Raw genomic sequence first — 25,127 nt, forward strand, 5'->3', positions numbered from 1 at the left:
CAACATGTCCTACATTTTAATTCCCCCGATACGTCGAATACCCATAAGAACTTAATAGCAGTGGAATATGGTAGTGCTCTAAAGCACCATCAATCACAAAAACCACCGGTACTTCAGGGAAGAACGTCCGTTGATTATTGGCCTTAAACCAATCACCCGTTTTAAACGTTACTTTATAAACGCCTTTTTGTAACGCGGTGTCTTTAGGATAAAATTCTTTAATACGACCATTACTGTCTGTCTTGGCTTCATTGAGCTTTACCCATTTCTCACCTTGCTGAGCTTCTAGGGTGACCGTGACATTAGCAGAGGGTAGGCCGGTTTCCTGATTAAGTACATGCACACTCAGCGGATTGGCAAAGCCAAAAGTTGAAAGGGAAGTCGCAGCTAAAGCGAAAATTATTTTTTTCATGAGACTCACATTAAAATGAATACTTTAATTAATTCTAATAGATTGAAAAATAAAAAAATATTTAAGTTATGTAATAAAAAAAGCCCACCGAAGTGAGCTTGATTGAATCTATTCAAACTTAGCCACGACCGCGGCCGCGACCACGTGGTGCTTTGGTATTTGGACGAGTTGTGCCATTGGTCTTACGACGCGGCTTTTCACTTTCATCCATTTGCCAGATACGTTTGGTGCCAGACTTTTTCACAGAACCATCTTTGTTCTTGCGAACCATTGGCTTACCACCCGTACCACCCGGCTTTTTCACATAAGAGCGTGAACGGTATGGTTCTTCCGCAGGAACATTCTGGAAGTCTGGATAAAGTAATGGTTCAATTTCTCTGGTTTCACCCGGTTGCAATCCCATACGAACCAAATCAATCTCACCAATTTTGGTACGGATCAAACGCAGTGTAGGGAAGCCGACAGCAGATGTCATACGACGAACCTGACGGTTACGACCTTCACAGATTGAAATCTCAACCCAAGACGTCGGAACAGAGGCACGGAAACGTACAGGAGGATTACGCTCCCACAACCATTCCGGTTCAGACACTTTTTCAGCACGTGCAGGAAGCGTCATGCCATCTTTCAGTTCAACGCCTTTACGAAGCTGTTCAAGTGCTTCTTCGGTCACATCACCTTCCACTTGCACCATATAAGTTTTAAACTTTTTATTGGCAGGATTGGTGATATATTGGTTGAGACCACCGTGATCGGTGAGGAAAACCAGACCTTCTGAGTCCATGTCCAAACGACCCGCAAGACGTAAATCTTTGTCGTTGACAAAATCAGCCATGGTTGGGTGCTTTTCATCCGCACGGAATTGGGAGAGGACGTCATAAGGTTTGTTTAGAATGACGATTTTCATAGGAAATAACTTCTATAATTACATTAATTTAAAAAATGTAGAGGTTTATTTAAAAGGGAAATTTAGTTATTTCCCGTATAAATCTCAAAAACAACAAATCTGGATTAGAATATTATGCGTTAAGAACAGTTGAAAGTATTGCCTAATTGGCAATTATTTTAGATTTGTCAGCGGCATCCGGGAGAATACTAATAATGGGATATCAAAAAATCGTAGTACCTGTGGATGGTACCAAAATTACCGTTAATGCAGACCTGTCACTCAACGTACCAAATAATCCAATTATCCCATTTATCGAAGGGGATGGAATTGGTGCAGATATTACACCAACAATGCGAACTGTGGTAGATGCTGCTGTGCAAAAAGCATACGCCGGGAAGCGTTCCATCGAATGGATGGAAGTCTACTGCGGTGAAAAAGCTGACAAAATTTACGGCACCTATATGCCTGAAGAAACTCTCGAAGCACTGCGCGATTATGTGATATCGATTAAAGGTCCACTGACCACGCCAGTCGGTGGTGGTATTCGTTCCTTGAATGTGGCTTTACGTCAGGAACTGGATTTATATGTCTGTGTACGTCCGGTGCGCTGGTTTGAAGGGGTACCTTCGCCAGTACATAATCCGGAACTGACCGACATGGTAATTTTCCGTGAAAATTCAGAAGATATTTATGCCGGAATTGAATGGAAGGCAGATTCTCCGGAAGCGAAAAAGGTCATCAAGTTCCTGAAAGAAGAAATGGGTGTAACCAATATCCGCTTTGAAGACAATTGTGGAATCGGAATCAAACCTGTCTCCAAAGAAGGTAGCCAGCGTCTGGTACGTAAAGCGATTCAATTTGCCATTGAGAATGACAAGCCGAGTGTGACCTTGGTGCACAAAGGCAATATCATGAAATACACCGAAGGGGCATTTAAAGAGTGGGGCTATGAGGTCGCATTGGAACGTTTCGGCGGTGAGCTTTTAGATGGTGGTCCATGGGTTAAAATCAAAAATCCAAGAACAGGCAAAGACATTATTATTAAAGATGTCATTGCTGATGCCTTCTTGCAGCAAATTTTGATGCGTCCGGCGGATTATTCTGTAATTGCGACACTGAACTTAAATGGTGATTATATTTCTGATGCGCTAGCTGCGGAAGTCGGCGGGATCGGGATTGCACCGGGTGCCAATATTGGCGGTTCGATTGCAGTTTATGAAGCAACCCACGGTACAGCGCCTAAATATGCCGGGCAGGATAAAGTGAATCCAGGTTCGATTATTCTGTCAGCAGAAATGATGCTGCGTGATATGGGCTGGATAGAAGCTGCCGACCTGATCATCAAGGGGATTTCGGGTGCGATTGCGGCAAAAACGGTGACCTACGATTTTGAGCGCTTAATGCCAGGGGCGACCTTGCTGCGTTGTTCCGAGTTTGGTGAAGCGATCATTGCTAATATGGATGCCTGAAATTGCGATGCAATTTATGAATAAAAAAACCCGCAATTACGGCGGGTTTTTTTATCACTTTATTGGGAAGCAAAGGCTGAACGGTTTAAGGTTAAACGTTAAAATAAGTATCAGGCTGCAAGATCATGTAAGAAGTGTAATGAGCCTAGAAATGATTCGTTCTAAGCTGAATAACTTAGTAAACACTGTATTACATTGACGTATTTGGATACAGCTCAGCGATTGGCTTATTTTGTATAAACGTTAGAGTGATGAATGGAACTTCCAGTGATATAGAGACGTTTCTCCAAAGGAGTAAATCATGGCTAAAGCTAAAGCGAGACATAAGCAGGTCCAACAAAAAGACAAGCAGGACAATGCTCAGAATGAAGAGCAGCAACAGCAACAACAGCAACAACCATCGAAACCATCTCGTGCTAAAAAACGTAGATAATCTCCTATCCACCTGAAATAACAAAACCCTCATTTGAGGGTTTTGTTATTTGAAGGCTAATATAAAATCATCACTAAAAATAACAGGATTGTGACTTTAAATTAGGCGGTTGTGATTAAGATAAAAGTCATCTATTTAATTTAATGCGAATATTGGTGAAATTTCTTCGGATTATAAGTTTACTGTTATCTATAGGTTTTTTACTAACTGCCTGTCAGCCACCGCCTTCAGGTGAAGCAGCAGGTTGGAAAAGCCCTTATCTATATTGGCAATTACAGAGAACCAAGTTAGAAGCTCCGCTACAGATTCCGGTTGAAGGCGTCAGAGTTGGCCAAATTAATGATACTTGGGGAGCAGCGCGTAGTGCAGGTCGTAAACACGAAGGGACGGATATTTTTGCCAAACGTGGTACGCCAGTATTTAGCGCGACCCCAGGTATTGTGCGTAGGATTGGCACCAATAATCTGGGTGGAAAAATTATCTGGGTGACTGGCCCCAATATGAGTCAGCATTATTATGCACATCTGGATGATTATGCAGCAGATATTCAGGAAGGCGACTGGGTCGAAGCAGGTGAAGTCATCGCTTATGTGGGTAATACGGGCAATGCTAAAAATACCCCACCGCATTTACATTATGGGATTTATCTGGGTGGGCAAGGAGCAACCAATCCTTATCCTTATTTAGTTCCTTCTCCATGAGTAGACACTGGCTGAGTTTGTTGTTCAGGCTTGAGTCTGGCAGGACGTGTACACCAGAACAATTGCAATGTTCCTAATAAAAGAACCAATGTGGCCAGTATGAACTGTTGATGATAGCTCAATCCAAAATATTGCAGCGCACTAAAACTGAGCCCACCGATTAGCTGAATCGAGGCAAAACACAAGGTGGCAATACTCCAGAGCTTTTTATAAGCCAGTCCATACAGTTGCAAAATGGTATAGGAGGTCAGGAACACCACAGCCGGATTTAGCATCCCGGTAAAAAAGGAAGAGCTAAAAGTAAGCAATGGGCTGGCATCTAGGGTTGCAATAAAAATAGCCACAATATAAAGACTATAAAGAATTTTCAGGGCAACAAAATTACCCCATTTTCTGGCCAGTGCATAAGCACTCAAGGCGCCTAAAGCACTACCTAGTCCATACAGAATCCAGTTGAAATTAATCCAGAACAAGCTCAATCCCAACTGCTGGCTTAAATAATCAATCCAGAAGAGTGAATGCGGTATATAAGCGAAAGCACTACAAGCATAAACTGTAAGTAAACTATAAAAGACGCTATTCAGAGATAGATGAGAGGTAACCGCAGGAGCTTGTGCCGACAAATATGGCTTAAATTTCTGAATCAGTAGACTTAAAACGATACAGATAAGCAAAGCAAAACCACATAAGATTAGCCATGCAGTCTGTATGGAAATTTGATCCAGATAAGGCAGAAACAGGGTCGCAATTAAAACGCCTAGTCCAATCCCACTAAAACCAATAAAGTTGATTTTAAGACGATCCTGAAGTTCACAACACTGCGCGACCACACTCGGCGATAAGATCATCATCAGTCCACCGCTGATCCCTGAAATGATACGCCAAGCGATATACCACGCTTCAGAAAAACCAGAAAACGCACAACACATCAGGCTGAACATGCCAGCAAAGGCTGAAATTTGAATATAGGTACTCATACTGCGGTCTTGAGGAAGACGCATCGCGGTAAAAGCACCGATTAAATAACCCAGCAAATTGGCACTGCTCAAGAGGCTGGCAAAATCTGTACTCCAGCCAAAGGCTTCTCGTGTGCCAGGTAACAGTGCAGTATAAGAAAAACGAAGAATGCCAATGCCCAAGCACATACTAAGACAAAGAAAAAGGCTGAGCTTGATTGTGTTTGAGGACATGCGTGCACTCATAGAATTTTATATTTGATCAAAAAATAACATGAATCTTCATGATTGAGGGGAAATTGCCTGAGAAGAAACCATTGAGTGCAGAAATTTGCTCAAAGAAACCGGTATGATTTTTAAGATTTCATCAGTCAAAAGCCTGAATTTTTTCAGAGAAATAAAAAACCGCGTATCAACGCGGTTTTTTATATTGTCTATTTCAAGAATTAACGCATCTTGGCCAGGAAACGGCCAACACGGGTAATGGCTTCACGCAGTTCATTTTCAGCCGGCAGGAACACTACACGGAAATGATCCGGTGTTGGCCAGTTAAAGCCTGTCCCTTGAACCAGAAGTACTTTCTCTGCACGTAACAAATCCAGCATCAGTTTTTCATCGTCCTGGATTGGATACACATTCGGATCCAGTTTCGGGAAGCAGTACATCGCACCTTCAGGTTTGACACAAGACACACCTGGAATCTCGTTCAGCATTTCCCAGGCAATGTTGCGCTGTTCATATAAACGCCCGCCCGGACGAATCAGGTCATTAATCGACTGATAACCGCCCAGTGCAGTCTGAATCGCATATTGAGCCTGATGGTTGGCACACAAACGCATCGATGCCAGCATATCCAAACCTTCGATATAGTCTGCGGCACGTGCTTTATCGCCGGTAATGGCCATCCAGCCGGAACGGAAACCAGCAATACGATAGGCTTTAGATAAACCGTTAAACGAAACACAGAGCTGATCGCCAGCCAGAGCTGCTACAGCAACATGCTCGATTCCATCGTAAATAATTTTGTCGTAGATTTCATCAGCAAATAAAATCAGGTCATATTTCTTGGCCAAGTCGACGATTTGTTGCAACACATGACGTGGGTAAACCGAACCGGTCGGGTTATTCGGGTTAATAATCACAATACCACGGGTATTTGGCGTGATTTTGCTTTCCATGTCAGTAATATCTGGATACCAGTGATTTTCTTCATCACATTTATAGTGAATCGCTGTACCGCCAGACAGATTCACTGCTGCCGTCCAGAGTGGATAATCCGGCATTGGAATCAGCATTTCATCGCCATCATCCAGCAGACCTTGCATGGCCATAACAATCAGTTCAGACACACCATTGCCGATATAGACGTCATTGACGTGCATATCCAGGATGCCTTTTTGCTGATAATACTGACAGATCGCCTTACGCGCCGGGAAAATCCCTTTGGAATCTGTATAACCAATCGCATTCGGTAGGTTTAAAGCCACATCGTTGATAATTTCTTGTGGTGCTTCAAAACCGAATGGGGCAGGGTTACCAATATTTAATTTAATAATTTTGTGACCAGCTTCTTCCATCTCGATGGCCGCTCGTAACACAGGTCCGCGAATGTCGTAGCAAACATGATCAAGCTTGGATGATTTCTTGATTTCGCGAGGGGATTGGAAAGTGTTCGGCATTTTGATGTTCTCGGATGGAGTGGAGGTCACTTTTGCATAACGATATAAATAACTTTTAAATGTCTCAGTTGTGACTAGATCGAGATCATGTTCATCTCGAAGTAGTGCAACAATTTTTTCATGCGTAAATCCAAGCTGCTGATATTGTTTGATCACAGGCAGCAGATTTTTAAAAATTACGCTCTTTTTTTGCGACATTTTTTAATCCTGAGCAAATTTAGAGCTAAGAATACCATTAAATTTGCTCACTAAAAAACATTTAATGTAAAAATTGCTTACTTTTATTTTTATATTTGCTTTCTTTTTGCTTTTTTAGGCATTATATGTCTTTTGTAAAATGTTGAATAAAGACTAGAATTTTTAAAATGAATCACGTAAATATAGGATTATCCTATTTTAAATAGCAAGATAAAAAGGTATGTGATCATGGGAAAACTCAATAAATCAGACCGGGAATGGCAAAGAGAGTTATCACCTGAGGAGTTTCGCATTACGCGCGAGAAGGGAACCGAGCCGGCATTTACTGGAAAATACTGGAATACCAAGCAAGATGGCACCTATGTATGCCGTTGCTGCGGCACGCCACTGTTCTCATCTGAAACCAAGTATGACAGCGGCTGTGGCTGGCCAAGTTTCTACCGTCCCGTCAGCAGTTCGGTGGTAGAAGAATTACCTGATACTTCACACGGAATGGTCAGAACTGAGATAGTTTGTCATCATTGTGACGCACATTTAGGGCATGTTTTCCCGGATGGTCCAGAACCGACGGGCTTACGTTATTGTGTCAACTCGGCTTCTCTAGACTTAGAAACACAAGAAAAAAATGATGAGGAAACCTATCCATGACTAACATTTATCAGTTCGAAGCTGAATTGTTAGATGGCAAAAGTAAGCCACTTGCAGATTATGAAGGCAAGGTACTTTTGATCGTCAATACAGCGAGTAAGTGTGGTTTTACCCCACAGTTTTCAGGATTAGAAAAACTTTACGAAAAATATAAAGATCAAGGTCTGGAAATTTTGGGATTTCCATGTAACCAGTTTGGTGGTCAAGATCCAGGTTCCAATGAACAGATTGGTGAGTTTTGCCAGAAGAATTACGGGGTATCTTTCCCGATGTTTTCCAAGGTGGATGTCAAAGGCCCTGAAGCGCATGCCATTTTTCGCTATTTAACTAATAATTCCAAAGGTATTTTAGGCAATGGAATTAAATGGAATTTTACCAAGTTTCTGATTGGTCGTGATGGCAAGGTGTTGAACCGTTTTGCACCAACCACCAAGCCTGAAGATCTTGAAGATGAAATTGCCAAAGTATTGTAATCATTAGTGTCATATTCTCAGTATGAGATAAAAACAGAATTCATCTAGTGTTAATTAAAAAACCCACTTTAATTCAGTGGGTTTTTTAGTCATGATTAAAACTTAGAGAATAGCTTTCAGGCGTTGAATGACTTCTTCACATTGCGCCAGATCGGCTACGAGTGCCAGGCGTACATGATTTTCACCCGGATTACCCTGTTCAGTATCGCGGGATAAATAACGACCCGGAAGAACTTTAATATGTGCTTCTTCCATCAGGCGTTTGGCAAAGGCTTCATCATTGTCGACTTTTAACCAGTAATAGAAACCTGCATCCGGTTTTTTGAGTGGCAGCAGGTGACCGAGTTCCTGTTGAAATAAATCAAACTTGGCACGGTATTGCACCCGGTTTTCTTCCACATGCGCTTCATCATCCCAGGCAGCAATCGACGCCAGTTGATGTTGTACCGGCATCGCCGCACCGTGGTAAGTACGATATTGCAAATAAGGTTTTAACAGGCTGGCATCACCAGCAACAAAACCTGAACGCATGCCCGGGAGGTTAGAACGTTTAGACAGTGAATGGAACACCACACAGTTTTTATAGTCATCCCGGCCAATTTCAGCACAAACTTCCAGTAAACCTACAGGTGCCTCATCAAACCACAGTTCCGAATAGCATTCGTCTGAAGCAATCACAAAGTTGTATTGATCCGACAGGGCAATCAGTTTTTTAAACTGTTCTTTGGATAATACTGCTCCGGTTGGATTGCCCGGGGTGCAAACAAATAGCAGTGCAGTTTTTTCCCAGACTTCTGCCGGAACAGCATCAAAATCACCAAGGTAATTGTTCTCCTCAGTACAGTTGATGAAATAAGGTTTGGCACCTGCGAGCAGTGTTGCACCTTCATAAATCTGGTAAAACGGATTCGGCATGACCACATAAGGTGCCTCTTCACGATTCACCAAAGCCTGTACAAACGAGAAAATCGCTTCACGCGTACCGGAAACAGGCAGGATATTGCTGTCTGCACTGATGCTATTTAGCTGAAAACGGCGCGTCAGCCATTGGGCAATACTTTCACGTAGCTCCGGCAAGCCTTTGCTGTTTGGATACGTCGACAAATGCTTGAAATTATCAATAATGGCTTGTTTCACAAACTCCGGTGCAGGATGCTTTGGTTCCCCAATCGACAGGGGAATTAATGGCATATTAGCAGGCTGGATATCCGCAAAAAGCTGATTTAACTTTTCAAACGGATAAGGATGCAGTAGAGACAAGCTAGAGTTCATGAATGTGTTACCGAGCAAAATGTTAGTGTTGGCCGCTGACCTGATGTGAAGCCTCATCCAGGGCAGCTTTGAGCGCAGCTGCAAATTCCTGAGACTCCGTTGGGGTCATTGGTATACCATTCTTTTTGGTGACAAAGAATATATCTTCGGCACGTTCGCCAAGTGTGGCAATTTTGGCAGAGTGGATATCCAGGCCTTGCATCATAAATAAACCACCGATTTTGGCAAGTAAACCAGGGTGATCGAGGGTGGCAATTTCAACCATATTTTGATTCAAGGCAGGATTGATACTGATATCGACTGTATTTTCAATATCGAAATGACGTAATTGACGCGGAATCCGGCGCTGCATCAGGCCCGGATATTCATCAGAATGACTCAAGGCATCTTTCAGAGCTTCAATCACTGTGGCTTCGCGTTCCGGATCGGTCAATAAGGTGCCAAAACGGTCCAGTACTACATAGGTATCCAGACTGAAGGCTTTAGTCGCTGTAATAATCCGTGCGTCTTGTACATCCAGATTCATACGATCCAGAATAGCCACGGTGGTGGCAAACAGGTTGGGTTGATCCTGCGTGTAAATAAAGATCTGTACCGCATCCTGCGCATATTTACGGTGCGCCCGCATCAGCACCAGTGGGGCAGGATTATCGCCGTGTTGTAAAATGGCACGGGTATGCCAGGCAATTTCATCTGCTGTTTCTTTGAGGAAATAGTCATCACCAAGTTCCTGCCAGACTTTTTCTACCTCATCCAGTGAGAAGTCCTGAACCAGAAGTTCACTGGCTGCAAATTTAGTATCTTCAATCAGCATTTGATAATCAACCGGACGGCCCAGACCAGAACGGATTACGTCACGTGCCTGAGTATATAGTTGACGCATCAGCGAAGCGCGCCAGGTATTCCACAGCTTCGGATTGGTGGCGTTAATATCGGCGACTGTCAGGGTGTACAGATAGTCCAGATGTTCCATGTCACCCATTTTTTCGGCGAATTCTTTGACCACATCCGGATCGGAGATATCTTTTTTCTGGGCGGTGACAGACATCACCAGATGATTCTGGATCAGCCAAGCCACCAGATTGCTTTCGCGTTCAGTAAAGCCATGGCTACGGCAGAATTTAATCGCATCGCTGGCACCGAGTTCACTGTGGTCACCGCCACGACCTTTAGCAATATCATGGAAAATTGCTGCCAGATAGACGATGTCACGACGGGTCAGACGCTGAAACACTGAACTGACCACTGGAAATTCCTTGGCAAATTCAGGTTCTTTAAAGCGGTTTAAGTTCCGCAGCAGCAATAAGGTATGCGCATCGACTGTATAGATATGGAACAGGTCATATTGCATTAGTCCTAGAATCTGTCCAAAGGCCGGAATGTAATTTCCAAGCACACCATAACGCTTCATGGCAACCATGGTGTCATAGAGTCGATGCGGTGAACGGATAATCGCCATAAACAGTGCCTGATGCACCGGATTATCACGGAAATCCTGATCAATACGTTTTCCAGCCAAGGTCAGCAGGCGTAAGGTACGCGCACGAATGCCTTCGATTTCAGGACGATTGGCCAGCAGATAGAAAATTTCCAGAATTGCGCTTGGATTTTCCGAGAAAATCTTATGATGTTGCACAGCCAGTTTGCCATCGACCAGTTTAAAGTTCTGGTTGATTTCTTCGATCTGGCGTTCATATTGCGGTAAACGTGGCGTAATGACCGATTCATTAAAATAGGCCAGCAGCATTTCGTTCAGTGTAGACACTTGCTGCGCACTGCGGTAATAGCGCTTCATGAACTGTTCAATTGGATAGTTCGGATGATGCGCCTCTTCACGTACATAGCCAAATTTGGCTGCAATGTCGCGCTGATAATCGAACAGTAAGCGGTTTTCATCGCGCTTGGTCAGGCGGTGCAGGTGATGACGGATTTCCCAGAGAAAACTCTCTGCTTCCTCGAGCACACCGAGTTCAAATTCTGAAATAAAACCGAGGTGCACCAGATCGTAAATGCGATTGACGCGGAAATGCCGTTTGGCAATCCATCCAATCTGGTTGATGTCACGAATACCGCCCGGCGCATTTTTAATATCCGGTTCCAGATTGCTTTCGGTATTGTTGTGCTGAGCATAGCGTTTATGCTGCTCATCCATCTTGGCATCAAAAAAGGTTTTGTCGGTCCAGGTACGTGACACGATGCGACGTGGCCATTTGCACAGGTTTTCATTGCCAATAATCAGGCGGGCTTCAATCAGGGTGGTGGCAACGGTCAGATCACTGCTGGCCTGATTGACACATTCATTGATGGTGCGGACACTGATACCGGGTTTGAAATTCCCTACATCCCAAAGCGATGAAATGAATGTAGAAATCAGTTGTTCCTGTTCCGGGTTAATCTCGTCTTCTGACAAGATCATGATGTCGACATCAGAATAAGGCAGCATTTCACGACGGCCATAGCCTCCGACTGCAAACAGGGCCAAATCAGTTTGATCCAGTTCGGCATGCTGCCAGAGAAACTGCAATGCTTCATCAATCAGGTTGGAACGCGCCAGAATAATATCCCGAATCGACTGGCCATTTTCAAAACTTTCCTGAAGCTGATTTTCGACATCACTGCGCCATTGATTGATGGCTTTAATGTCATGGTTGCTTTTAGCGTAATTCAGCAGTGGATGGGTGTTGATCATGTACAGTCGTCCGTTGGTATTTCAGCTTAGTTTTGGTTGACGCTAACTTGGTTGGCAACCTGGAGGGCCAGTTCACGTGCCTGTTCAATAGTTTCTGCACGTGCCGTGGCAACGCCCATACGACGACGTTTAAAACCTTCTGGTTTGCCAAACAGGCGCAAATCGGTATTGCCGTCTGCTAAAGCAAGATTCAGGCCAGAAAATGAAAGATTACGGCCATCTACTCCAGCATAAATTACCGCACTGGCAGCCACACTATGTCGTGCAGTATTCACCGGCAAGCCTAAAATAGCACGTGCATGCAGCTCAAATTCACTTTGAAATTGGGAGGCTAAAGTCACCAGTCCAGTATCGTGTGGACGTGGGGAAACCTCACTAAACCATACTTTGTCGCCTTTTACAAAGAGTTCCACTCCAAAGATTCCGCAGCCACCAAGTGCTGTAGTGACCTTGTTGGCAATGCGCTTGGATTCTTCCAGCGCGGCTGGAGTCATCGGTTGAGGCTGCCAGCTTTCCACATAATCACCTGAGTCCTGACGATGTCCGATCGGATCGCAATAAGACGTTTCGATTTCGCCGGTTTCTGGATTTTTTGCACGAACAGTCAATAAGGTAATTTCAAAATCAAAGTCAATTTGTGATTCTACAATCACAGTACCCTGATTGACCCGGCCACCGGTTTGCGCATATTCCCAGGCAGCATCGACTTCATCAAAACGGGTAACACGAGACTGACCTTTGCCTGAAGATGACATCACCGGTTTCACAAAGTTTGGATAGCCGACATCGTCACAGGCCGCGCGGAAGGATTCTAAACTGTCGGCAAAACGGTAAGCTGAAGTTGGCAGACCGAGTTCTTCCGCAGCCAGACGACGAATACCTTCACGGTTCATGGTCAGATTGACGGCTTTAGCAGAAGGAATGACTGTAGCAATGTTCTGGGCTTCTATTTCAAGCAGAACTTCGGTCGCAATCGCTTCAATTTCAGGAACAATTAAATGTGGCTGGATTTGATTGATGAGTTGTTTGAGTTCTACAGCATCTGCCATATTCAAGGTATAGGAATAATGCGCAACCTGCATGGCAGGGGCATGATCATAACGGTCAGCAGCATGAACTTCGACTCCAAGGCGTTGTAGTGAAATCACCACTTCCTTGCCCAGTTCACCAGAACCCAATAATAGAACTTTATAGGCAGAAGATTGAAGGGGAGTACCAATAGTCACGCTCATGTGGATCATCCATGCTTGATTTTATGGACTTTTAGCATAGCAGAACTGAGCCGACAGTTAAGCCAAGATTCATACAAAATTGTGATATTGACCAACAGTTTTATTTATAAAGTTTTTCTAGATTTTAATAAGGAGGCGCTGTCATTTTCACATCGCTGTCAGACTGCGTTTGCAGAAGATAAATCTCGCTTTGAGACTTGAGCTTTTCTATTTGTGCAACTTGTTCAGTATTGATATTTAGCATTTTTAACAGACGTAATGTACGAACATGCAGGAAATACGCATAGGGCAATACAAAAGGCAGTACCAAGCACAGCAAAAATAACAGTAGCCCAAAAACTGTGAATTGAATGCAGTCTCGCAAGATGGTGGTGAGCTGGAACTGATCTGCTGAAAAGGCGGTAGCTGAAAAAAAGAATAAAAAGGAGCGCAAATAAACCAGCAAAAATTTTTAGAGTATTCGGCAGGACACGATGTCTGAAGCTCCATTTACCCAAAATCAATGTCAAAGGATGAAGATGCAGCACGTATTGGCTCTGATTAAGCATAGCAATAATTTGATGGGTGCTATTCTTTTTAATATAAACCACCCGAACTTGATCTGCTGGTTGAGCATGTATTTCGACAAAATGTCCGGTAAAATTTTGAGCATTGATAAAACATTCAAAATATTGTGCCGGCACTTCATGTCGATGGAATACGGTTAACATTTCATCGCGCCGATGATGAATAAAGATTTTGCCTTCAATCACCTGTTTGACCTCAAACATGCGCATCCTTCCTTGTTTTTATTGTTATATAAAAAAGACCTATACTATGAGTTTAGCATAAGTCTTTGTTTCGATTGATCAACGAGTTAAAGCTTAAAAGGGTACTGGAACATAGGTGTAAACCAGGCCATAGGTGAGCGCTGCGGTCAGTGTCGCCATCACAATACGTTTAAACTTAAAGTACAAAACCGTGAGCACAATAAAGCCAACCAGCATCGCAAAACTTTTATTCGGCGTTTCTAATAAAGGTGGCAGGGTAGCAACTACCAACATGGAGCTGATCGCAGCGATGCCAATTGAACCCAAGGCAATTTTTAGCCACAACGCTCCGCGTTTTTGCGAACCTTGCTGAAATTTTTGAATGACAAAAAAAGGACCAAAGCGCGAGGCAAAATTGGCAATCCCGACTAAAATCCCGACCAGAATAATCTCTAGATTCATGCTTGATCTCCTGCGTGTTCAGGATCTGGCTGTTTCAAAATATAGTGCTTGAACAGGCCTGCGAAAATACCAGAACTTATACCGATAAAGATCGCGGCAGACAGGTCGATAAAATAACAGGCAATCGCAGACACCAGAATTGTGACAGCTACAACAAAAGTATGTTTTTTCTCAAAAGCGGCTAACAAGAAGCTCAGGAACAGCGCAGGTAACAAGAAATCCAGCGCAGCCTGTAAGAATTGCGGCAGGTTGCTGACCTGATCGGCAAACAATCCACCGAGGAAAGATCCGAGTGCCCAGGACATCCAGCTAAACAGGCTTAAACCGAGCATCCAGGAGTCTGACCATTCCTGTCGCCGTTGCGAGAGCTTGATCATGCCGGAGGCAAAGACTTCATCGGTCAGACCCCAAGACCAGATTGCCGTTTTCTTTAAATTCAGCCGGTCTTGAATCAGGTTTTGCAGCGCAGGGCCATAGAGCAGATGGCGAATGTCCAAGGCAATCACGGTTAATGCCGTCATCCAGATGGATGTGCCACTGCCTAAGAGCGCGACCACCAGGAACTGGCTGGCACCTGCATACATCGAGCAGGACAGGAACAGTGCTTCCCAGGCGGTAAAGCCAAACTGAGTGGCTGAAACACCAAAAGCAAACGACACTGGTAAATAAGTGAAGATAATCGCTTGGCTATCTTTTGCACCTTGCCAGAAGCCAGCAGGTTGCGTAGCGAGTTGATTCGGTTCAGACACGACACACCTTGAAGGAGAGTTGAACGATGGGTCAAATGAAGATTGTGTATTCTACGTGAATTTAATAGCATAGTGCCGAAATGTTTAAATTGGCGAGCCTGATATGTGGATGTTCAAGACACGTGCGATGCTGACTGCTGCTTTAATAAGCACGGCAATATTGTTACAAGCGTGTGGGAATGACAGTCAATCGACTGATAAGCCAGAAATTAAACCGGCACCTAAATTGACTAATGATGCGACGACTTATGCCAATGCCGCATGGCAACTGATCAATGAAGTGGATCCTCTGGTCTATAATAAAGAAGTGGATCAGCTGGAAACACAGGTACGTCAACCAGCACGTAAATTGAGTACAGACTGGCGTATTAATGTCAAAATGACTGATTCGGTAACCGAAGGCAAATATGCCCTGTGTCGTAAAGCCTTGACCAGTCTGGAAATCTGGGCGCGGACGACCATGGAAAATGGTAATGGCCTGTCACAAAAACAGGCAGATTATGAACGGGATAAATTGCAATGCCAGAATGCGATTGCCAATCCTGCACTGGGAAATACTGATCCTAAACAGAAGGGTACAGCGATTGCCAATATGCAATAAATCCCTATTTGTTCAAATTTGCCCAAAAAAGCCAGTCATTCAGCCTGGCTTTTTAGCAAAATAAACTCTAAAAATAGGGCATCCATACCTGTTCCAATAAAAGCCGAATACATCACAGATCAGGAATGTGCTGCCAATCATGCGTTGTATTAACGTACGTGTAGACATGGCCGATCTCCTCAAAGATTTAAAGTATGTTCAACGCTTCGAAATAACGATAATTTACTGCTTCTCATTTTGTACCTGCATGGATATTATTGATAGAAGTTTGATGAAGCTTACTTATAATAAATTGCCATGGTCTTGCTATCGATATGAAGTTCTAGCGCATTTTATAGGCATCATAAGGCAATGCAGGCGGGGGATAGCTCATCGTCAGGATTATTTGAGTAAGATAAAGCTGGGTTAATTTTCATAAGATTTAAGATACGCTTTAATTAAATCTTCATATATGCGAATCATTATTATTGTTAATGCGTGTTGATATTGTGCGCTGACAGCAAGGTTGTTATATGTATGTAGCCTCTTTTAAAAGCAATAAAAAAGCCCCAAGAAGGGGCTTTTTTAAACGGTAAATACTTAAACGTTAAAACGGAAGTGTAAAACGTCACCATCCTGAACGATGTAAGTTTTACCTTCTAGACGCCATTTACCGGCTTCTTTCGCTCCAGCTTCGCCGTTGTACTGCACGAAATCATCATAAGCGATACATTCTGCACGGATAAAGCCTTTTTCAAAGTCGGTATGAATCACACCAGCTGCCTGTGGTGCAGTTGCGCCAACTTTCACGGTCCAGGCACGAACTTCTTGCACGCCCGCGGTGAAATAAGTTTGTAGGCCAAGCAGTGAATAACCTGCACGAATGACCACGTTTAAACCCGGCTCTTCCATACCCATCGCTTCCAGGAATTCAGCACGGTCTTCATCTTCAAGCAATGAAATTTCAGCTTCAATCTGGTTGCAAAGTGGAACTACAATCGCATTTTCTTCAGCAGCTAATTTTCTTACTGCATCTAAATGCGGGTTGTTTTCAAAACCGTCTTCAGCAACATTGGCAATATACATGGTTGGTTTAAGCGTCATTAAACCAAAACCACGTACCAGCTTGCGTTCGTCATCATCCAAATTCGCTGCGCGTGCCGGTTTACCTTCATTCAGTAAAGGCAGGATCTTTTCCAGCACTGCTTTAGTGGCAATCGCTTCTTTGTCACCACCCTTGGCAGATTTGGTTAAACGGGTTACAGCTTTCTCAACAGTGTCTAGGTCTGCAAGCGCAAGTTCGGTATTGATCGTTGCGATGTCATCTAGTGGATCAATACGACCATTCACATGAATGACGTTTTCATCTTCAAAACAGCGCACAACATGAGCAATCGCATCAGTTTCGCGAATGTTTGCCAGGAACTGGTTGCCTAAGCCTTCGCCTTTAGATGCGCCTGCGACCAGACCTGCGATATCTACAAATTCCATAGTAGTTGGAATAATACGTTGCGGTTTAACAATTTCTGCCAATTTGTCTAAACGTGGATCAGGAACAGGCACAATCCCGGTGTTTGGTTCGATCGTACAGAAAGGGAAGTTTTCTGCAGCAATAGCAGCTTTGGTTAAGGCATTGAAAAGTGTAGATTTACCAACGTTCGGCAAGCCGACAATACCGCAATTAAAACCCATGAAATAACTCACAAAAGCGTTATATAAAAATTGCCCCCGATTTTACATGAAAGCACGGCTAAAGTCAGGTCATGCGCTTGCGGTTTATTGCAATCAAATACTTCTGGCTGCCTGATATGGGCTGTCAGGCTTAGCAGAATTTGTCATGAGTCCGTTAAATATGGAGATATAATCACCCAGTATTTTACTTTTGAATAAAAATCACATTGTTTTTCTAAAATTGAGTGACTAAAGTATCTGAATAAAACAGTGGCTTACATATGCCCTAATCCAATAATCATAAACATGGAGTATACATGCGAACTTTATACCAGTTTCCGTTATCTCACTTTTGCGAAAAAGCACGTTGGATGCTGGACCATAAAGAGCTGAATTATGTTGCTCACAATCTGATTCCCGGAGTACATCGCGCTTTTGCCCGCTTGAAAACCGGTCAGAATCGTCTGCCTATTTTGCGCGATCAGGACCGCTGGGTCGCAGATTCCACCCAGATTGCTTTATATCTGGATGATACTTATCCAGAGCACCGCTTATTGTATGCAGAAGGACATTTTCGAAATAAAGCTTTAGAAATTAATGAAATTACGCTGGAATTAGGCCGTCATGTCCGCCGCTGGATGCTCTCTCAAGCGCTGACTTCTGATCATGAGTCTCTGGATATCTTAATTGGGGAGCAGGGCTATCTGCGCCAGTTTGAAAAATTTTCCAAACCTTTATTGAAAGCAATGGTCGCCAAGGGTTATGCCTTGAATGAAGAAACCGTAGCAGAATCCAAACAGCATATTGAGGTGGCTGTACAGCAACTGAACCAGATGCTGGTCAGTCAAGGTGGGCACTATTTTGTCGGAAATCGTTTAGGTCTGGCAGATATTGCGGTTTGTTCCATGTTGGCACCGCTTTTGGCGATTCCAGGTACACCGTGGGAAAAGGAGAATTTTGAAAGTTTGTCTGAAGAATATCGTGACTATCAGCAGTACTTGAATCAGCTGCCACTAGGTGAATATATTTGCCGTACTTACCGAGCTGAACGTAATGCACGGGTAGACTGGCGTGGTGTATAGGTTTAATGCTACTTTCAAAATTTAAAAATGCGCATGAAATGTGCTTTTTAAGGCGATGATTAATTGAAAGGATTATTCTGAGAAAATTTCTCAGGAAGCAAACAGAATTAAAGCCAGATAAGATTTACCCAGTCAAAGTCATTTAAAATAGTGAAAATCCCTTCGATCATGCTCGCATATCCAGATTGCCACAGATAGCAAAACCACGCATGATTTTTCACCTGCCCATCCGCCAACTCAATCGATAATAGCCACATTGACAATAACCACCGAAATTATAATTATCGATTGTATTGATAATCTTAAATCGCTGAAAAATTTAGATGATTATCTATTTTAAGCCTCTTTGTGTGAATCTATTTTCATATGCTTGAAAGATGCCAGTTGAGTCAGGCGAATGATAGTAGGATCTGCGAAGCTATTATAATAGCGTCTACAATTTGAAAAATATTTTCAGAATATTAAATTTTTGTGAAAAATAAATAATTGTTGTATAACAGAGAAAGTGCAAAAATTTCTGCATCTATTGTTTATTGATATATAGAGTACAAAAATGGAACTGGATCGTTTCGATAAACATATTCTGGAAATATTGACTCATGAAGATGTCAATTTGAATGAGCTGTCCGAGCGGGTGAATTTATCTGTCAGTTCGGTGCATCGCAGGATCAAACACTTAATAGATCATAATATTATTAGTGGCTTAAAGCGCGAAATCAATTACCAGAAATTGGGTTTCAGCTTGCATGTGCTGTTACAGGTATCTTTAAGCAAACATGACAGCGATACTTTTGCCAAATTTCTGGAAGAACTGGAAAGTATTCCTGAAGTGATTAATGCCTTTTTGGTCACTGGTCAGTCGGCAGATTTTATTGTCGAAGTGGTGGCACGTGATATGGAAAATTATAGTGAAATCTTGCTCAAGCGGATTGGGAAGATTGAGCATGTGGTTGCACTGCATTCCAGTTTTGTGATTAAAGAATATAATGTCTTTAACTGTAGTGGGTTACTCAATAAGGTTTAATCCCAGACGAGCGTGGCAGAAAGCAATAAAAAACGCACCCAGGGGTGCGTTTTTTGAATCAGACATATTTAAGCATCAAGTTCTGCTAAAACTGCGTCTGAGAATTCAACGTTGGTATAAACGTTTTGTACATCATCCAGATCTTCAAGCATATCAATCATTTTCATGATTTTTTTCGCTTGATCGATGTCTGTGATTTCTGCTTTGGTTGAAGGACTCATCACTACTTCAGCATTGTCAGATTTTAAACCTGCAGCAGTTAAAGCATCTTGAACTTCACCGAAGGCTTCAGGTGTGGTAATGACCAAGATATCATCTTCAGTGACTTCGATGTCTTCAGCACCTGCTTCTAATGCCACTTCCATGATTTGATCTTCCAAAGACACATCTTCAAAAGTGATCTCACCACGTTTCGTGAACAGGAATGCCACCGAACCATTGGTGCCTAAGTTACCATCAGTTTTAGAGAAGCAATGACGTACGTCAGGCACAGTACGGTTCAAGTTGTCAGTCATGGTTTCAACAATAACCGCAACACCACCTACACCATAACCTTCGTAGGTCACTTCTTTCAGGTCGTCGTTATCTTCGCCACCAGCACCACGTTGAATGGCACGGTTGATCACGTCACGTGTCATATTCACTGATAATGCTTTTTCAACCACAGCACGTAGACGAGGGTTGCTTGCAGTATCTGGACCACCAAGCTTTGCAGCAGTGGTTAATTCACGAATGTATTTGGTAAAAACTTTACCACGACTCGCATCTTGTTTTGCTTTGCGATGCTTAATATTGGCCCACTTGGAATGACCCGCCATGCGAACTATGCTCCTTGTAGATTGGCTGTATGCCTATCAGAATGCCGAAATTCTACCATAAGCGTTTTTTTAAAAAAAAGTGCCTGGATTTGAGATTTCAGGATAAAAACAAAAAAAGTGCAATATCGAGGAAAAATAGAAAGAGGATAGGGAGATTTATAATTCTATTTATACATTGATATAGACAGATGACTTGGACATAAAAAGCGAAATCGCTGATTATGTCCGTGCTTTTCTTTTAAAAAGCTTATTCTGGAATAACGATATCCAGACCAACCTTATCTTTATACAGTTGTTTGATCAAAGCCAGGTCATGCACAAGGTCTGTCGGATAGATCTTGCCAAGAATGCCACCTTGCTTGGTTCTGGAATTGGCGTATAACAACACGATCGGTACATTGGCAGCCTTGGCAATATGCCAGAAACCGGTACGGATCGGTTTGCGTGCTTCACCCTGTTTGGCTCGTGTCGCTTCGGGAGCAATGACCAGATTGAACTTTTCATTGTTCTGAAAATGTTCCACCATCTGGGTCACGATATCTTTACTGGCCTTGCGGTCAACCGGAATACCACCCACAGCGTTTAATAGCGGTTTGAAAGGTCCTTTAAATAATTCTTTTTTGATTAAGGTATGTACCTTGAGATCATAGATCTGGAACAGGGCAATTGACAGTACCGCATCCATCATTGAGGTATGTTCGAATCCAATAATGACCTGTTTGTCTTCAAGCACATCTGGTTCGACATGATATTGCCAACCTGCAAGTTTAAATGCAGATTCGCCAAGGAATTTGTTTAGCATAAGTACGGAGAAGTAAAAGCTGTATGTAGAGAACTGCATAATTTCATCTTGTTCGCCCATACAGTCAATAGGCTTTCCAATAAAATCAGCGAATAATGTAAAAATCTATGATTTATTCATCTTTTTAAGCTGCAAAATTAAGAGTTAATATATATAAATAAAATAATATTAATATCTTAAAAATATCAGTAGATACAAAAAAAGTCTTAAAATGATGAAAAAATGACTATCCAGAGCACACTTTAGTTATTAGACTTTTGTCGAAGAAGAAGACTGATACAGGTCTTTTCTATTTTCTTATTCTTTCTACTCTGAGATTGAAAAGTATGACGTACATGACAGCCTTCGTAGTCTCCCTATTGATTTTTGCGCTTATAATTGTATGGTCTTTGATCGAAATTAAGCAGGATTTACATAAAGACGAAGAAATGAAGTCTGAATTCTAGTCATTCTATCTTCTTTAGTTCTAGGCTATTCCTTTAACATTGCTGCCTGAGTAATAAAGAATTTTGATACCTTATAGATATACTAAGACCTTAAATCTATCAGTTTTACGCTTAGTAGACCGGATTAAATTCAAGATACAGGCTCATTTATCTTAAATGATGCAGCATGTATCTCATTTTTCTATATGCCTCCTATACTGAAGTCTTAAGTAACTGAATTTTGACTAAGACAAGTCGCCCATGATTGCTGCCTAAATGTTCAAGCAGTTATAAAAGCACTTGTCTTTCCAAAAAATCTTAGCTAGTATTCATGACGCCTGAACTTATTGATAAATAAAGTTTTCAGCATATAGGGCCTATAGCTCAGTTGGTTAGAGCAGCGGACTCATAATCCGTTGGTCGACAGTTCAAGTCTGTCTGGGCCCACCACATTTAACCTCGTAAGCCTTTGGTTTATGGGGTTTTTTGTTGTCTGAAGATTCTAGACCACCGGATTTTCATAGACCGTATGTGGTCCATTTGTTCGATAATCCGATGGGCTAAACTCAAATATCAAAAAATACAGCGCCCATTTTCATTTCACTATATTCTCACTTTCGATGTGAGTATCGTAATTGATGAATAAAAAACGATCATAAAGATTGATCATCAAGTTTCGCTATGAGCAGAGAAATGAGTTTTAGTGTAGGGATGGGGAATTTATGCTTACCTGATCTTAGCCCGATGATATAGGGCTAAAACCAGTTTTGGTTGGGGAGTTTGCTTAGATATGTATATTGAGTAAGGGCCAATGGAAACTACAGCCCAGTGTAGAACTTATCGATGAATTGTCTGGTCTTGAGTACTAGCGTATTCATGAGTGTTTTACGCTCTGAAATTTTGGGGCGAGTAATAGGTAGATCAGTCACATCTTCACGACTTGGCAGACGTTTGGTGTATTCATATTTACCGATCACTTGTTTGAACACTTCAGGCTTGATTGCTTCTTCTTGACAAAGCTCATCAATCGCTCGTTCCTTTTCTACATCCCAGAATTGTGCAAATGCTTCTTCTACACTTTGCCCTGTGATCATGCGTGGAATATTTTCATCCAGAAACTTTTGGATCAGTTCCTGTTTGTCGTACAGCGTATGATTATTTGCTAGTAGATCTTGCACCTGTGCGTGATATTTTTGCTTTTGTTTCTGATCGGTGTTGTTGATTGCAGATTGCAGTAAATTCAGGATATAGCCGACATTGATTGTATCTTTGTGAATGAGTTCCAGTTGGAAGTTCACATCATTCAGTACAGAAACTTTGTCTTTCGGTTGTACGACACGAGTATTGGTATAGAGGTACTTATATTGTGAGGTATGCTTCTGAAATTCAGCTTTGTTTAAGTCAGTGTCATCCTGATCGTATTCAACAAAGTTTTCCAGTTGTGCATTGATCCGCATGACTTCACGGAAAGCCTTCACATACTGCAATTGCTGCTCTTCTGTGGGCAGTTCCAGCACCTTGTCTGGGTCAGGGGCAATCTTAAGTAATTCAGCAACAGCAGCATTGTATTTTTCCTTGATGCTTTCAAAGCTTGGAATCAATACTATCTTTTCTGCTTCAGCCTTGTTGGAAAACAGTGCTAGGGCTTTATCTGTAGCTTGTTTCAGATTGCGAAAGCAGACAATGTTGCCAAATGGCTTGTCTGCATTCAGGATGCGATTGGTGCGTGAAAATGCTTGAATCAGACCATGATATTTGAGGTTTTTATCCACATACAAGGTATTCAAAGTCTTTGAATCAAAACCTGTCAGGAACATATTCACGACCAAGAGAATATCGATTTCTTTTTTGCGTACCCGATTGGCAATATCTCGGTAATAGGCATAAAACTCATCACCTGAGTTAAAATTCTGTCCAAATTGAGCATTATATTTCGCAATATAGCCATCGAGTTTGTCACGATTGGATTGACTGATTCTTGTTGGGATATCAGCAGATTCTTCATCAATCAAACCATTACTGTCTTCAACTTTGAGTTCTTCATTGGCTGCAAAGGAGAATATAGTTGCCACAGTGAGAGGCTGAAAGATTCGACCTTGATCTTCTGCTTCTTGTTGCTTTTGCTGCTGTACTTTTTCAAATAGCGCATAGTATTGATTCAGTACATCGACTGAACTTACACAGAACATGGCAGTGAAGTTCTGGTTCTTGGTTTTTATGTGGTGATTGTCGACAATATAGCGAGTGATCATCTCCAGACGTTCTGGATTGTCAAACAGTTCTTTGGTATCTATACCTTCAACATCTTCTTCATAATTGTGACTGGTTTCGATACCGTTTGCAGTGTATTTACCTAGGTAGCTAATCTGGAAGGGTAATACATTGCCATCCCGGATTGCATCGGTAATCACATATTTATGCAGGCATTCATCAAATAGGGCATTGGTGGTCACAGCCTTGGAATCAATTTTAAGTTGGCTATTGGTTTCAAAAATAGGTGTGCCAGTAAAGCCAAACATTTGTGCATGGTTGAAAAAGCGTTTGATATTACGATGCGTATCACCAAATTGACTACGATGACACTCATCAAAAATAATCACGACTTTCTTGTCTTTCAGATAGGCAATTTTATCTGCATAGCGATCAGAACTAATCGCAATATTGAGCTTCTGCAAGGTCGTTACAATGAGTTTGTCATGTTTCTGACCCAATTGATTGACCAGAGTATTGGTATTCTTGGTGGTATCAACACTATCCTTTTTGAAAGCATTGAACTCTCGCACTGTTTGTGTGTCCAGATCACTACGATCCACTACAAATAGCACTTTTTCGACTTCAGGCAAGCGCATGATCAATTGACTGGCTTTGAATGAAGTTAATGTTTTACCTGAACCTGTAGTATGCCAAATATAGCCATGAGTTTTGGCTGTTTGTACACGCTGAATAATTTGCTGTACTGCATAAATCTGGTAGGGGCGAAGTACCATTAAGCGCTTTTCTGCCTCCAGAATCACCATATATTCAGTCAGCATCTGAGTAATATGCGAGTGGTTCAGAAAGGTATCAGCAAAAGCATCGATTTTGTGGACATGCTTGTTGTCAAAGTTTGCCCAAGGAAAGGTAAACTCAAAGTTATTTGTCCCTGTGGCATAGTAATGCGTATGGTCACGATTACTGATCACAAAAAGCTGAATATAGTTGAACAATCCTGTACCACTGCCATAGGCTGCTTTGGCATAGCGCTGCGTTTGATTGAATGCTTCAGGGAGTTCTACACCGGCACGTTTCAGTTCAATTTGAACCAATGGTAGGCCATTAATCAGCAGGGTAACGTCAAAGCGACTGGTATGCCCATTGATACTGGAATGATCAATCGCAATTTGATGTGTTACTTGGTAAATGTTCTTACTTGCGTCCGAGAACAGAAAGTCAATGTGTCGTGTTGAGCCATCATCAAAGGTCACTGGAAAGCGATGACGTAGCACTTTGGCACAATTGAAGCTATTACCAGCTTTCAGATGATTGAGAATCTGTCCCCATTCATTTTCAGAAAGTACAGAAAGCCCATTGGCTTGCTCAATCTGGGTTTTGAGATTGATCAGGAGCTGCTTTTCATCTTTTACATCAACTTGACGATAGCCTAAGGTCTTTAAGTGCTGAATCAATTCATTTTCAAGTTGTTCTTCGCTTTGTACTGACATTTACCGCTTTACC

General features: G+C 42.3%; 22 protein-coding genes and 1 tRNA gene. 9 read left to right on the plus strand and 14 right to left on the minus strand.

Annotation, left to right across the window (positions count from 1 at the left end):
• Positions 1-16 precede the first annotated feature (16 nt).
• Positions 17-412, minus strand: coding sequence for a hydroxyisourate hydrolase (gene uraH / locus FTT86_RS06345; RefSeq protein ID WP_180180852.1), 396 nt, complete (start codon positions 410-412; stop codon positions 17-19).
• A gap of 118 nt (positions 413-530) precedes the next feature.
• Complete coding sequence (locus FTT86_RS06350) at positions 531-1,319, minus strand: rRNA large subunit pseudouridine synthase E (RefSeq protein ID WP_004731551.1); 789 nt, start codon at positions 1,317-1,319, stop codon at positions 531-533.
• Positions 1,320-1,513: 194 nt separating this feature from the next.
• On the opposite strand from FTT86_RS06350, the gene icd reads away from it, so the two are divergent.
• From icd to FTT86_RS06360, 3 genes are all read left to right on the plus strand, one after another.
• A complete protein-coding gene (gene icd / locus FTT86_RS06355) occupies positions 1,514-2,770 on the plus strand; it encodes an NADP-dependent isocitrate dehydrogenase (RefSeq protein ID WP_180180853.1) in 1,257 nt (418 codons plus the stop codon).
• 301 nt (positions 2,771-3,071) lie between these two features.
• Positions 3,072-3,203, plus strand: a complete 132-nt coding sequence (locus FTT86_RS16085) for a hypothetical protein (RefSeq protein WP_004645538.1) — start codon at positions 3,072-3,074, stop codon at positions 3,201-3,203.
• Between the two features lie 143 nt (positions 3,204-3,346).
• Complete coding sequence (locus tag FTT86_RS06360) at positions 3,347-3,904, plus strand: M23 family metallopeptidase (RefSeq protein ID WP_180086944.1); 558 nt, start codon at positions 3,347-3,349, stop codon at positions 3,902-3,904.
• Here the strand turns inward: FTT86_RS06360 and FTT86_RS06365 are convergent.
• Positions 3,883-5,094: a YbfB/YjiJ family MFS transporter gene (locus tag FTT86_RS06365; protein WP_180086943.1), complete on the minus strand. Its 1,212-nt coding sequence runs from the start codon at positions 5,092-5,094 to the stop codon at positions 3,883-3,885. The genes FTT86_RS06360 and FTT86_RS06365 overlap by 22 nt on opposite strands.
• Positions 5,095-5,306: 212 nt before the next feature.
• Positions 5,307-6,737, minus strand: a complete 1,431-nt coding sequence (locus FTT86_RS06370) for a pyridoxal phosphate-dependent aminotransferase (protein WP_129717148.1) — start codon at positions 6,735-6,737, stop codon at positions 5,307-5,309.
• A 228-nt stretch (positions 6,738-6,965) separates the two neighbouring features.
• Here FTT86_RS06370 and msrB point away from each other — a divergent pair, with 228 nt between their 5' ends.
• Positions 6,966-7,385: a peptide-methionine (R)-S-oxide reductase MsrB gene (gene msrB / locus FTT86_RS06375; RefSeq protein WP_004645533.1), complete on the plus strand. Its 420-nt coding sequence runs from the start codon at positions 6,966-6,968 to the stop codon at positions 7,383-7,385.
• Entirely contained in the window at positions 7,382-7,858 is a 477-nt protein-coding gene (locus FTT86_RS06380) for a glutathione peroxidase (RefSeq protein WP_004278946.1), read from the plus strand. Before msrB ends, FTT86_RS06380 begins: the two co-directional genes overlap by 4 nt.
• A 102-nt stretch (positions 7,859-7,960) precedes the next feature.
• Here the strand turns inward: FTT86_RS06380 and dapC are convergent, their stop codons facing one another.
• The 6 genes from dapC to FTT86_RS06410 form a co-directional block, all read right to left on the minus strand.
• Positions 7,961-9,130 carry a succinyldiaminopimelate transaminase gene (gene dapC / locus FTT86_RS06385; RefSeq protein ID WP_180086942.1) on the minus strand — a complete coding sequence of 390 codons (1,170 nt, stop codon included), beginning with the start codon at positions 9,128-9,130 and terminating at the stop codon, positions 7,961-7,963.
• A gap of 22 nt (positions 9,131-9,152) precedes the next feature.
• On the minus strand, positions 9,153-11,819 hold the full coding sequence (glnD, locus tag FTT86_RS06390) for a [protein-PII] uridylyltransferase (RefSeq protein WP_180086941.1): 2,667 nt from the start codon (positions 11,817-11,819) through the stop codon (positions 9,153-9,155).
• 26 nt (positions 11,820-11,845) lie between these two features.
• On the minus strand, positions 11,846-13,060 hold the full coding sequence (purT, locus tag FTT86_RS06395; protein WP_171057027.1) for a formate-dependent phosphoribosylglycinamide formyltransferase: 1,215 nt from the start codon (positions 13,058-13,060) through the stop codon (positions 11,846-11,848).
• A 215-nt stretch (positions 13,061-13,275) separates the two neighbouring features.
• Entirely contained in the window at positions 13,276-13,821 is a 546-nt protein-coding gene (locus tag FTT86_RS06400) for a hypothetical protein (protein ID WP_257229624.1), read from the minus strand.
• A gap of 93 nt (positions 13,822-13,914) precedes the next feature.
• Positions 13,915-14,262 carry an L-valine transporter subunit YgaH gene (gene ygaH, locus FTT86_RS06405; protein WP_004278941.1) on the minus strand — a complete coding sequence of 116 codons (348 nt, stop codon included), beginning with the start codon at positions 14,260-14,262 and terminating at the stop codon, positions 13,915-13,917.
• A complete protein-coding gene (locus FTT86_RS06410; RefSeq protein WP_180180854.1) occupies positions 14,259-15,011 on the minus strand; it encodes an AzlC family ABC transporter permease in 753 nt (250 codons plus the stop codon). Before FTT86_RS06410 ends, ygaH begins: the two co-directional genes overlap by 4 nt.
• 103 nt (positions 15,012-15,114) lie before the next feature.
• Here FTT86_RS06410 and FTT86_RS06415 point away from each other — a divergent pair, with 103 nt between their 5' ends.
• Positions 15,115-15,612 carry a hypothetical protein gene (locus FTT86_RS06415; RefSeq protein WP_180180855.1) on the plus strand — a complete coding sequence of 166 codons (498 nt, stop codon included), beginning with the start codon at positions 15,115-15,117 and terminating at the stop codon, positions 15,610-15,612.
• Between the two features lie 579 nt (positions 15,613-16,191).
• Here the strand turns inward: FTT86_RS06415 and ychF are convergent.
• The gene (gene ychF, locus FTT86_RS06420; RefSeq protein ID WP_064096662.1) at positions 16,192-17,283 is read right to left on the minus strand and encodes a redox-regulated ATPase YchF; all 1,092 of its coding nucleotides are present in this window, start codon (positions 17,281-17,283) and stop codon (positions 16,192-16,194) included.
• Positions 17,284-17,579: 296 nt separating this feature from the next.
• Here ychF and FTT86_RS06425 point away from each other — a divergent pair, with 296 nt between their 5' ends.
• Together FTT86_RS06425 and FTT86_RS06430 are read left to right on the plus strand one after the other, a co-directional pair.
• Positions 17,580-18,344, plus strand: a complete 765-nt coding sequence (locus FTT86_RS06425; protein WP_180180856.1) for a glutathione S-transferase family protein — start codon at positions 17,580-17,582, stop codon at positions 18,342-18,344.
• Between the two features lie 553 nt (positions 18,345-18,897).
• Complete coding sequence (locus tag FTT86_RS06430) at positions 18,898-19,368, plus strand: Lrp/AsnC family transcriptional regulator (RefSeq protein WP_004645518.1); 471 nt, start codon at positions 18,898-18,900, stop codon at positions 19,366-19,368.
• Between the two features lie 68 nt (positions 19,369-19,436).
• Here FTT86_RS06430 and FTT86_RS06435 read toward each other — a convergent pair whose 3' ends face one another.
• Together FTT86_RS06435 and FTT86_RS06440 are read right to left on the minus strand one after the other, a co-directional pair.
• Positions 19,437-20,186 carry a YebC/PmpR family DNA-binding transcriptional regulator gene (locus tag FTT86_RS06435; protein WP_004645516.1) on the minus strand — a complete coding sequence of 250 codons (750 nt, stop codon included), beginning with the start codon at positions 20,184-20,186 and terminating at the stop codon, positions 19,437-19,439.
• Between the two features lie 247 nt (positions 20,187-20,433).
• The gene (locus tag FTT86_RS06440) at positions 20,434-20,988 is read right to left on the minus strand and encodes a 1-acyl-sn-glycerol-3-phosphate acyltransferase (RefSeq protein ID WP_180086961.1); all 555 of its coding nucleotides are present in this window, start codon (positions 20,986-20,988) and stop codon (positions 20,434-20,436) included.
• 798 nt (positions 20,989-21,786) lie between these two features.
• Here FTT86_RS06440 and FTT86_RS06445 point away from each other — a divergent pair.
• Positions 21,787-21,863, plus strand: a tRNA-Ile gene (locus tag FTT86_RS06445).
• Between the two features lie 368 nt (positions 21,864-22,231).
• On the opposite strand, the gene FTT86_RS06450 is transcribed toward FTT86_RS06445, so the two are convergent.
• On the minus strand, positions 22,232-25,114 hold the full coding sequence (locus FTT86_RS06450; RefSeq protein ID WP_180180857.1) for a type I restriction endonuclease subunit R: 2,883 nt from the start codon (positions 25,112-25,114) through the stop codon (positions 22,232-22,234).
• Between the last annotated feature and the right edge of the window lie 13 nt (positions 25,115-25,127).

Source organism: Acinetobacter sp. YH01021 (genome assembly GCF_013420255.1).
Taxonomy (GTDB): Bacteria; Pseudomonadota; Gammaproteobacteria; order Pseudomonadales; family Moraxellaceae; genus Acinetobacter.

Excerpts from the sequence above, each read along its gene's own strand:
- uraH (WP_180180852.1), bottom strand. The coding sequence starts at position 412 with ATGAAAAAAATAATTTTCGCTTTAGCTGCGACTTCCCTTTCAACTTTT.
- FTT86_RS06350 (WP_004731551.1), bottom strand. The coding sequence starts at position 1,319 with ATGAAAATCGTCATTCTAAACAAACCTTATGACGTCCTCTCCCAATTC.
- icd (WP_180180853.1), top strand. The coding sequence starts at position 1,514 with ATGGGATATCAAAAAATCGTAGTACCTGTGGATGGTACCAAAATTACC.
- FTT86_RS16085 (WP_004645538.1), top strand. The coding sequence starts at position 3,072 with ATGGCTAAAGCTAAAGCGAGACATAAGCAGGTCCAACAAAAAGACAAG.
- FTT86_RS06360 (WP_180086944.1), top strand. The coding sequence starts at position 3,347 with ATGCGAATATTGGTGAAATTTCTTCGGATTATAAGTTTACTGTTATCT.
- FTT86_RS06365 (WP_180086943.1), bottom strand. The coding sequence starts at position 5,094 with ATGTCCTCAAACACAATCAAGCTCAGCCTTTTTCTTTGTCTTAGTATG.
- FTT86_RS06370 (WP_129717148.1), bottom strand. The coding sequence starts at position 6,737 with ATGTCGCAAAAAAAGAGCGTAATTTTTAAAAATCTGCTGCCTGTGATC.
- msrB (WP_004645533.1), top strand. The coding sequence starts at position 6,966 with ATGGGAAAACTCAATAAATCAGACCGGGAATGGCAAAGAGAGTTATCA.
- FTT86_RS06380 (WP_004278946.1), top strand. The coding sequence starts at position 7,382 with ATGACTAACATTTATCAGTTCGAAGCTGAATTGTTAGATGGCAAAAGT.
- dapC (WP_180086942.1), bottom strand. The coding sequence starts at position 9,130 with ATGAACTCTAGCTTGTCTCTACTGCATCCTTATCCGTTTGAAAAGTTA.
- glnD (WP_180086941.1), bottom strand. The coding sequence starts at position 11,819 with ATGATCAACACCCATCCACTGCTGAATTACGCTAAAAGCAACCATGAC.
- purT (WP_171057027.1), bottom strand. The coding sequence starts at position 13,060 with ATGATCCACATGAGCGTGACTATTGGTACTCCCCTTCAATCTTCTGCC.
- FTT86_RS06400 (WP_257229624.1), bottom strand. The coding sequence starts at position 13,821 with ATGTTTGAGGTCAAACAGGTGATTGAAGGCAAAATCTTTATTCATCAT.
- ygaH (WP_004278941.1), bottom strand. The coding sequence starts at position 14,262 with ATGAATCTAGAGATTATTCTGGTCGGGATTTTAGTCGGGATTGCCAAT.
- FTT86_RS06415 (WP_180180855.1), top strand. The coding sequence starts at position 15,115 with ATGTGGATGTTCAAGACACGTGCGATGCTGACTGCTGCTTTAATAAGC.
- ychF (WP_064096662.1), bottom strand. The coding sequence starts at position 17,283 with ATGGGTTTTAATTGCGGTATTGTCGGCTTGCCGAACGTTGGTAAATCT.
- FTT86_RS06425 (WP_180180856.1), top strand. The coding sequence starts at position 17,580 with ATGCGAACTTTATACCAGTTTCCGTTATCTCACTTTTGCGAAAAAGCA.
- FTT86_RS06430 (WP_004645518.1), top strand. The coding sequence starts at position 18,898 with ATGGAACTGGATCGTTTCGATAAACATATTCTGGAAATATTGACTCAT.
- FTT86_RS06435 (WP_004645516.1), bottom strand. The coding sequence starts at position 20,186 with ATGGCGGGTCATTCCAAGTGGGCCAATATTAAGCATCGCAAAGCAAAA.
- FTT86_RS06440 (WP_180086961.1), bottom strand. The coding sequence starts at position 20,988 with ATGCTAAACAAATTCCTTGGCGAATCTGCATTTAAACTTGCAGGTTGG.
- FTT86_RS06450 (WP_180180857.1), bottom strand. The coding sequence starts at position 25,114 with ATGTCAGTACAAAGCGAAGAACAACTTGAAAATGAATTGATTCAGCAC.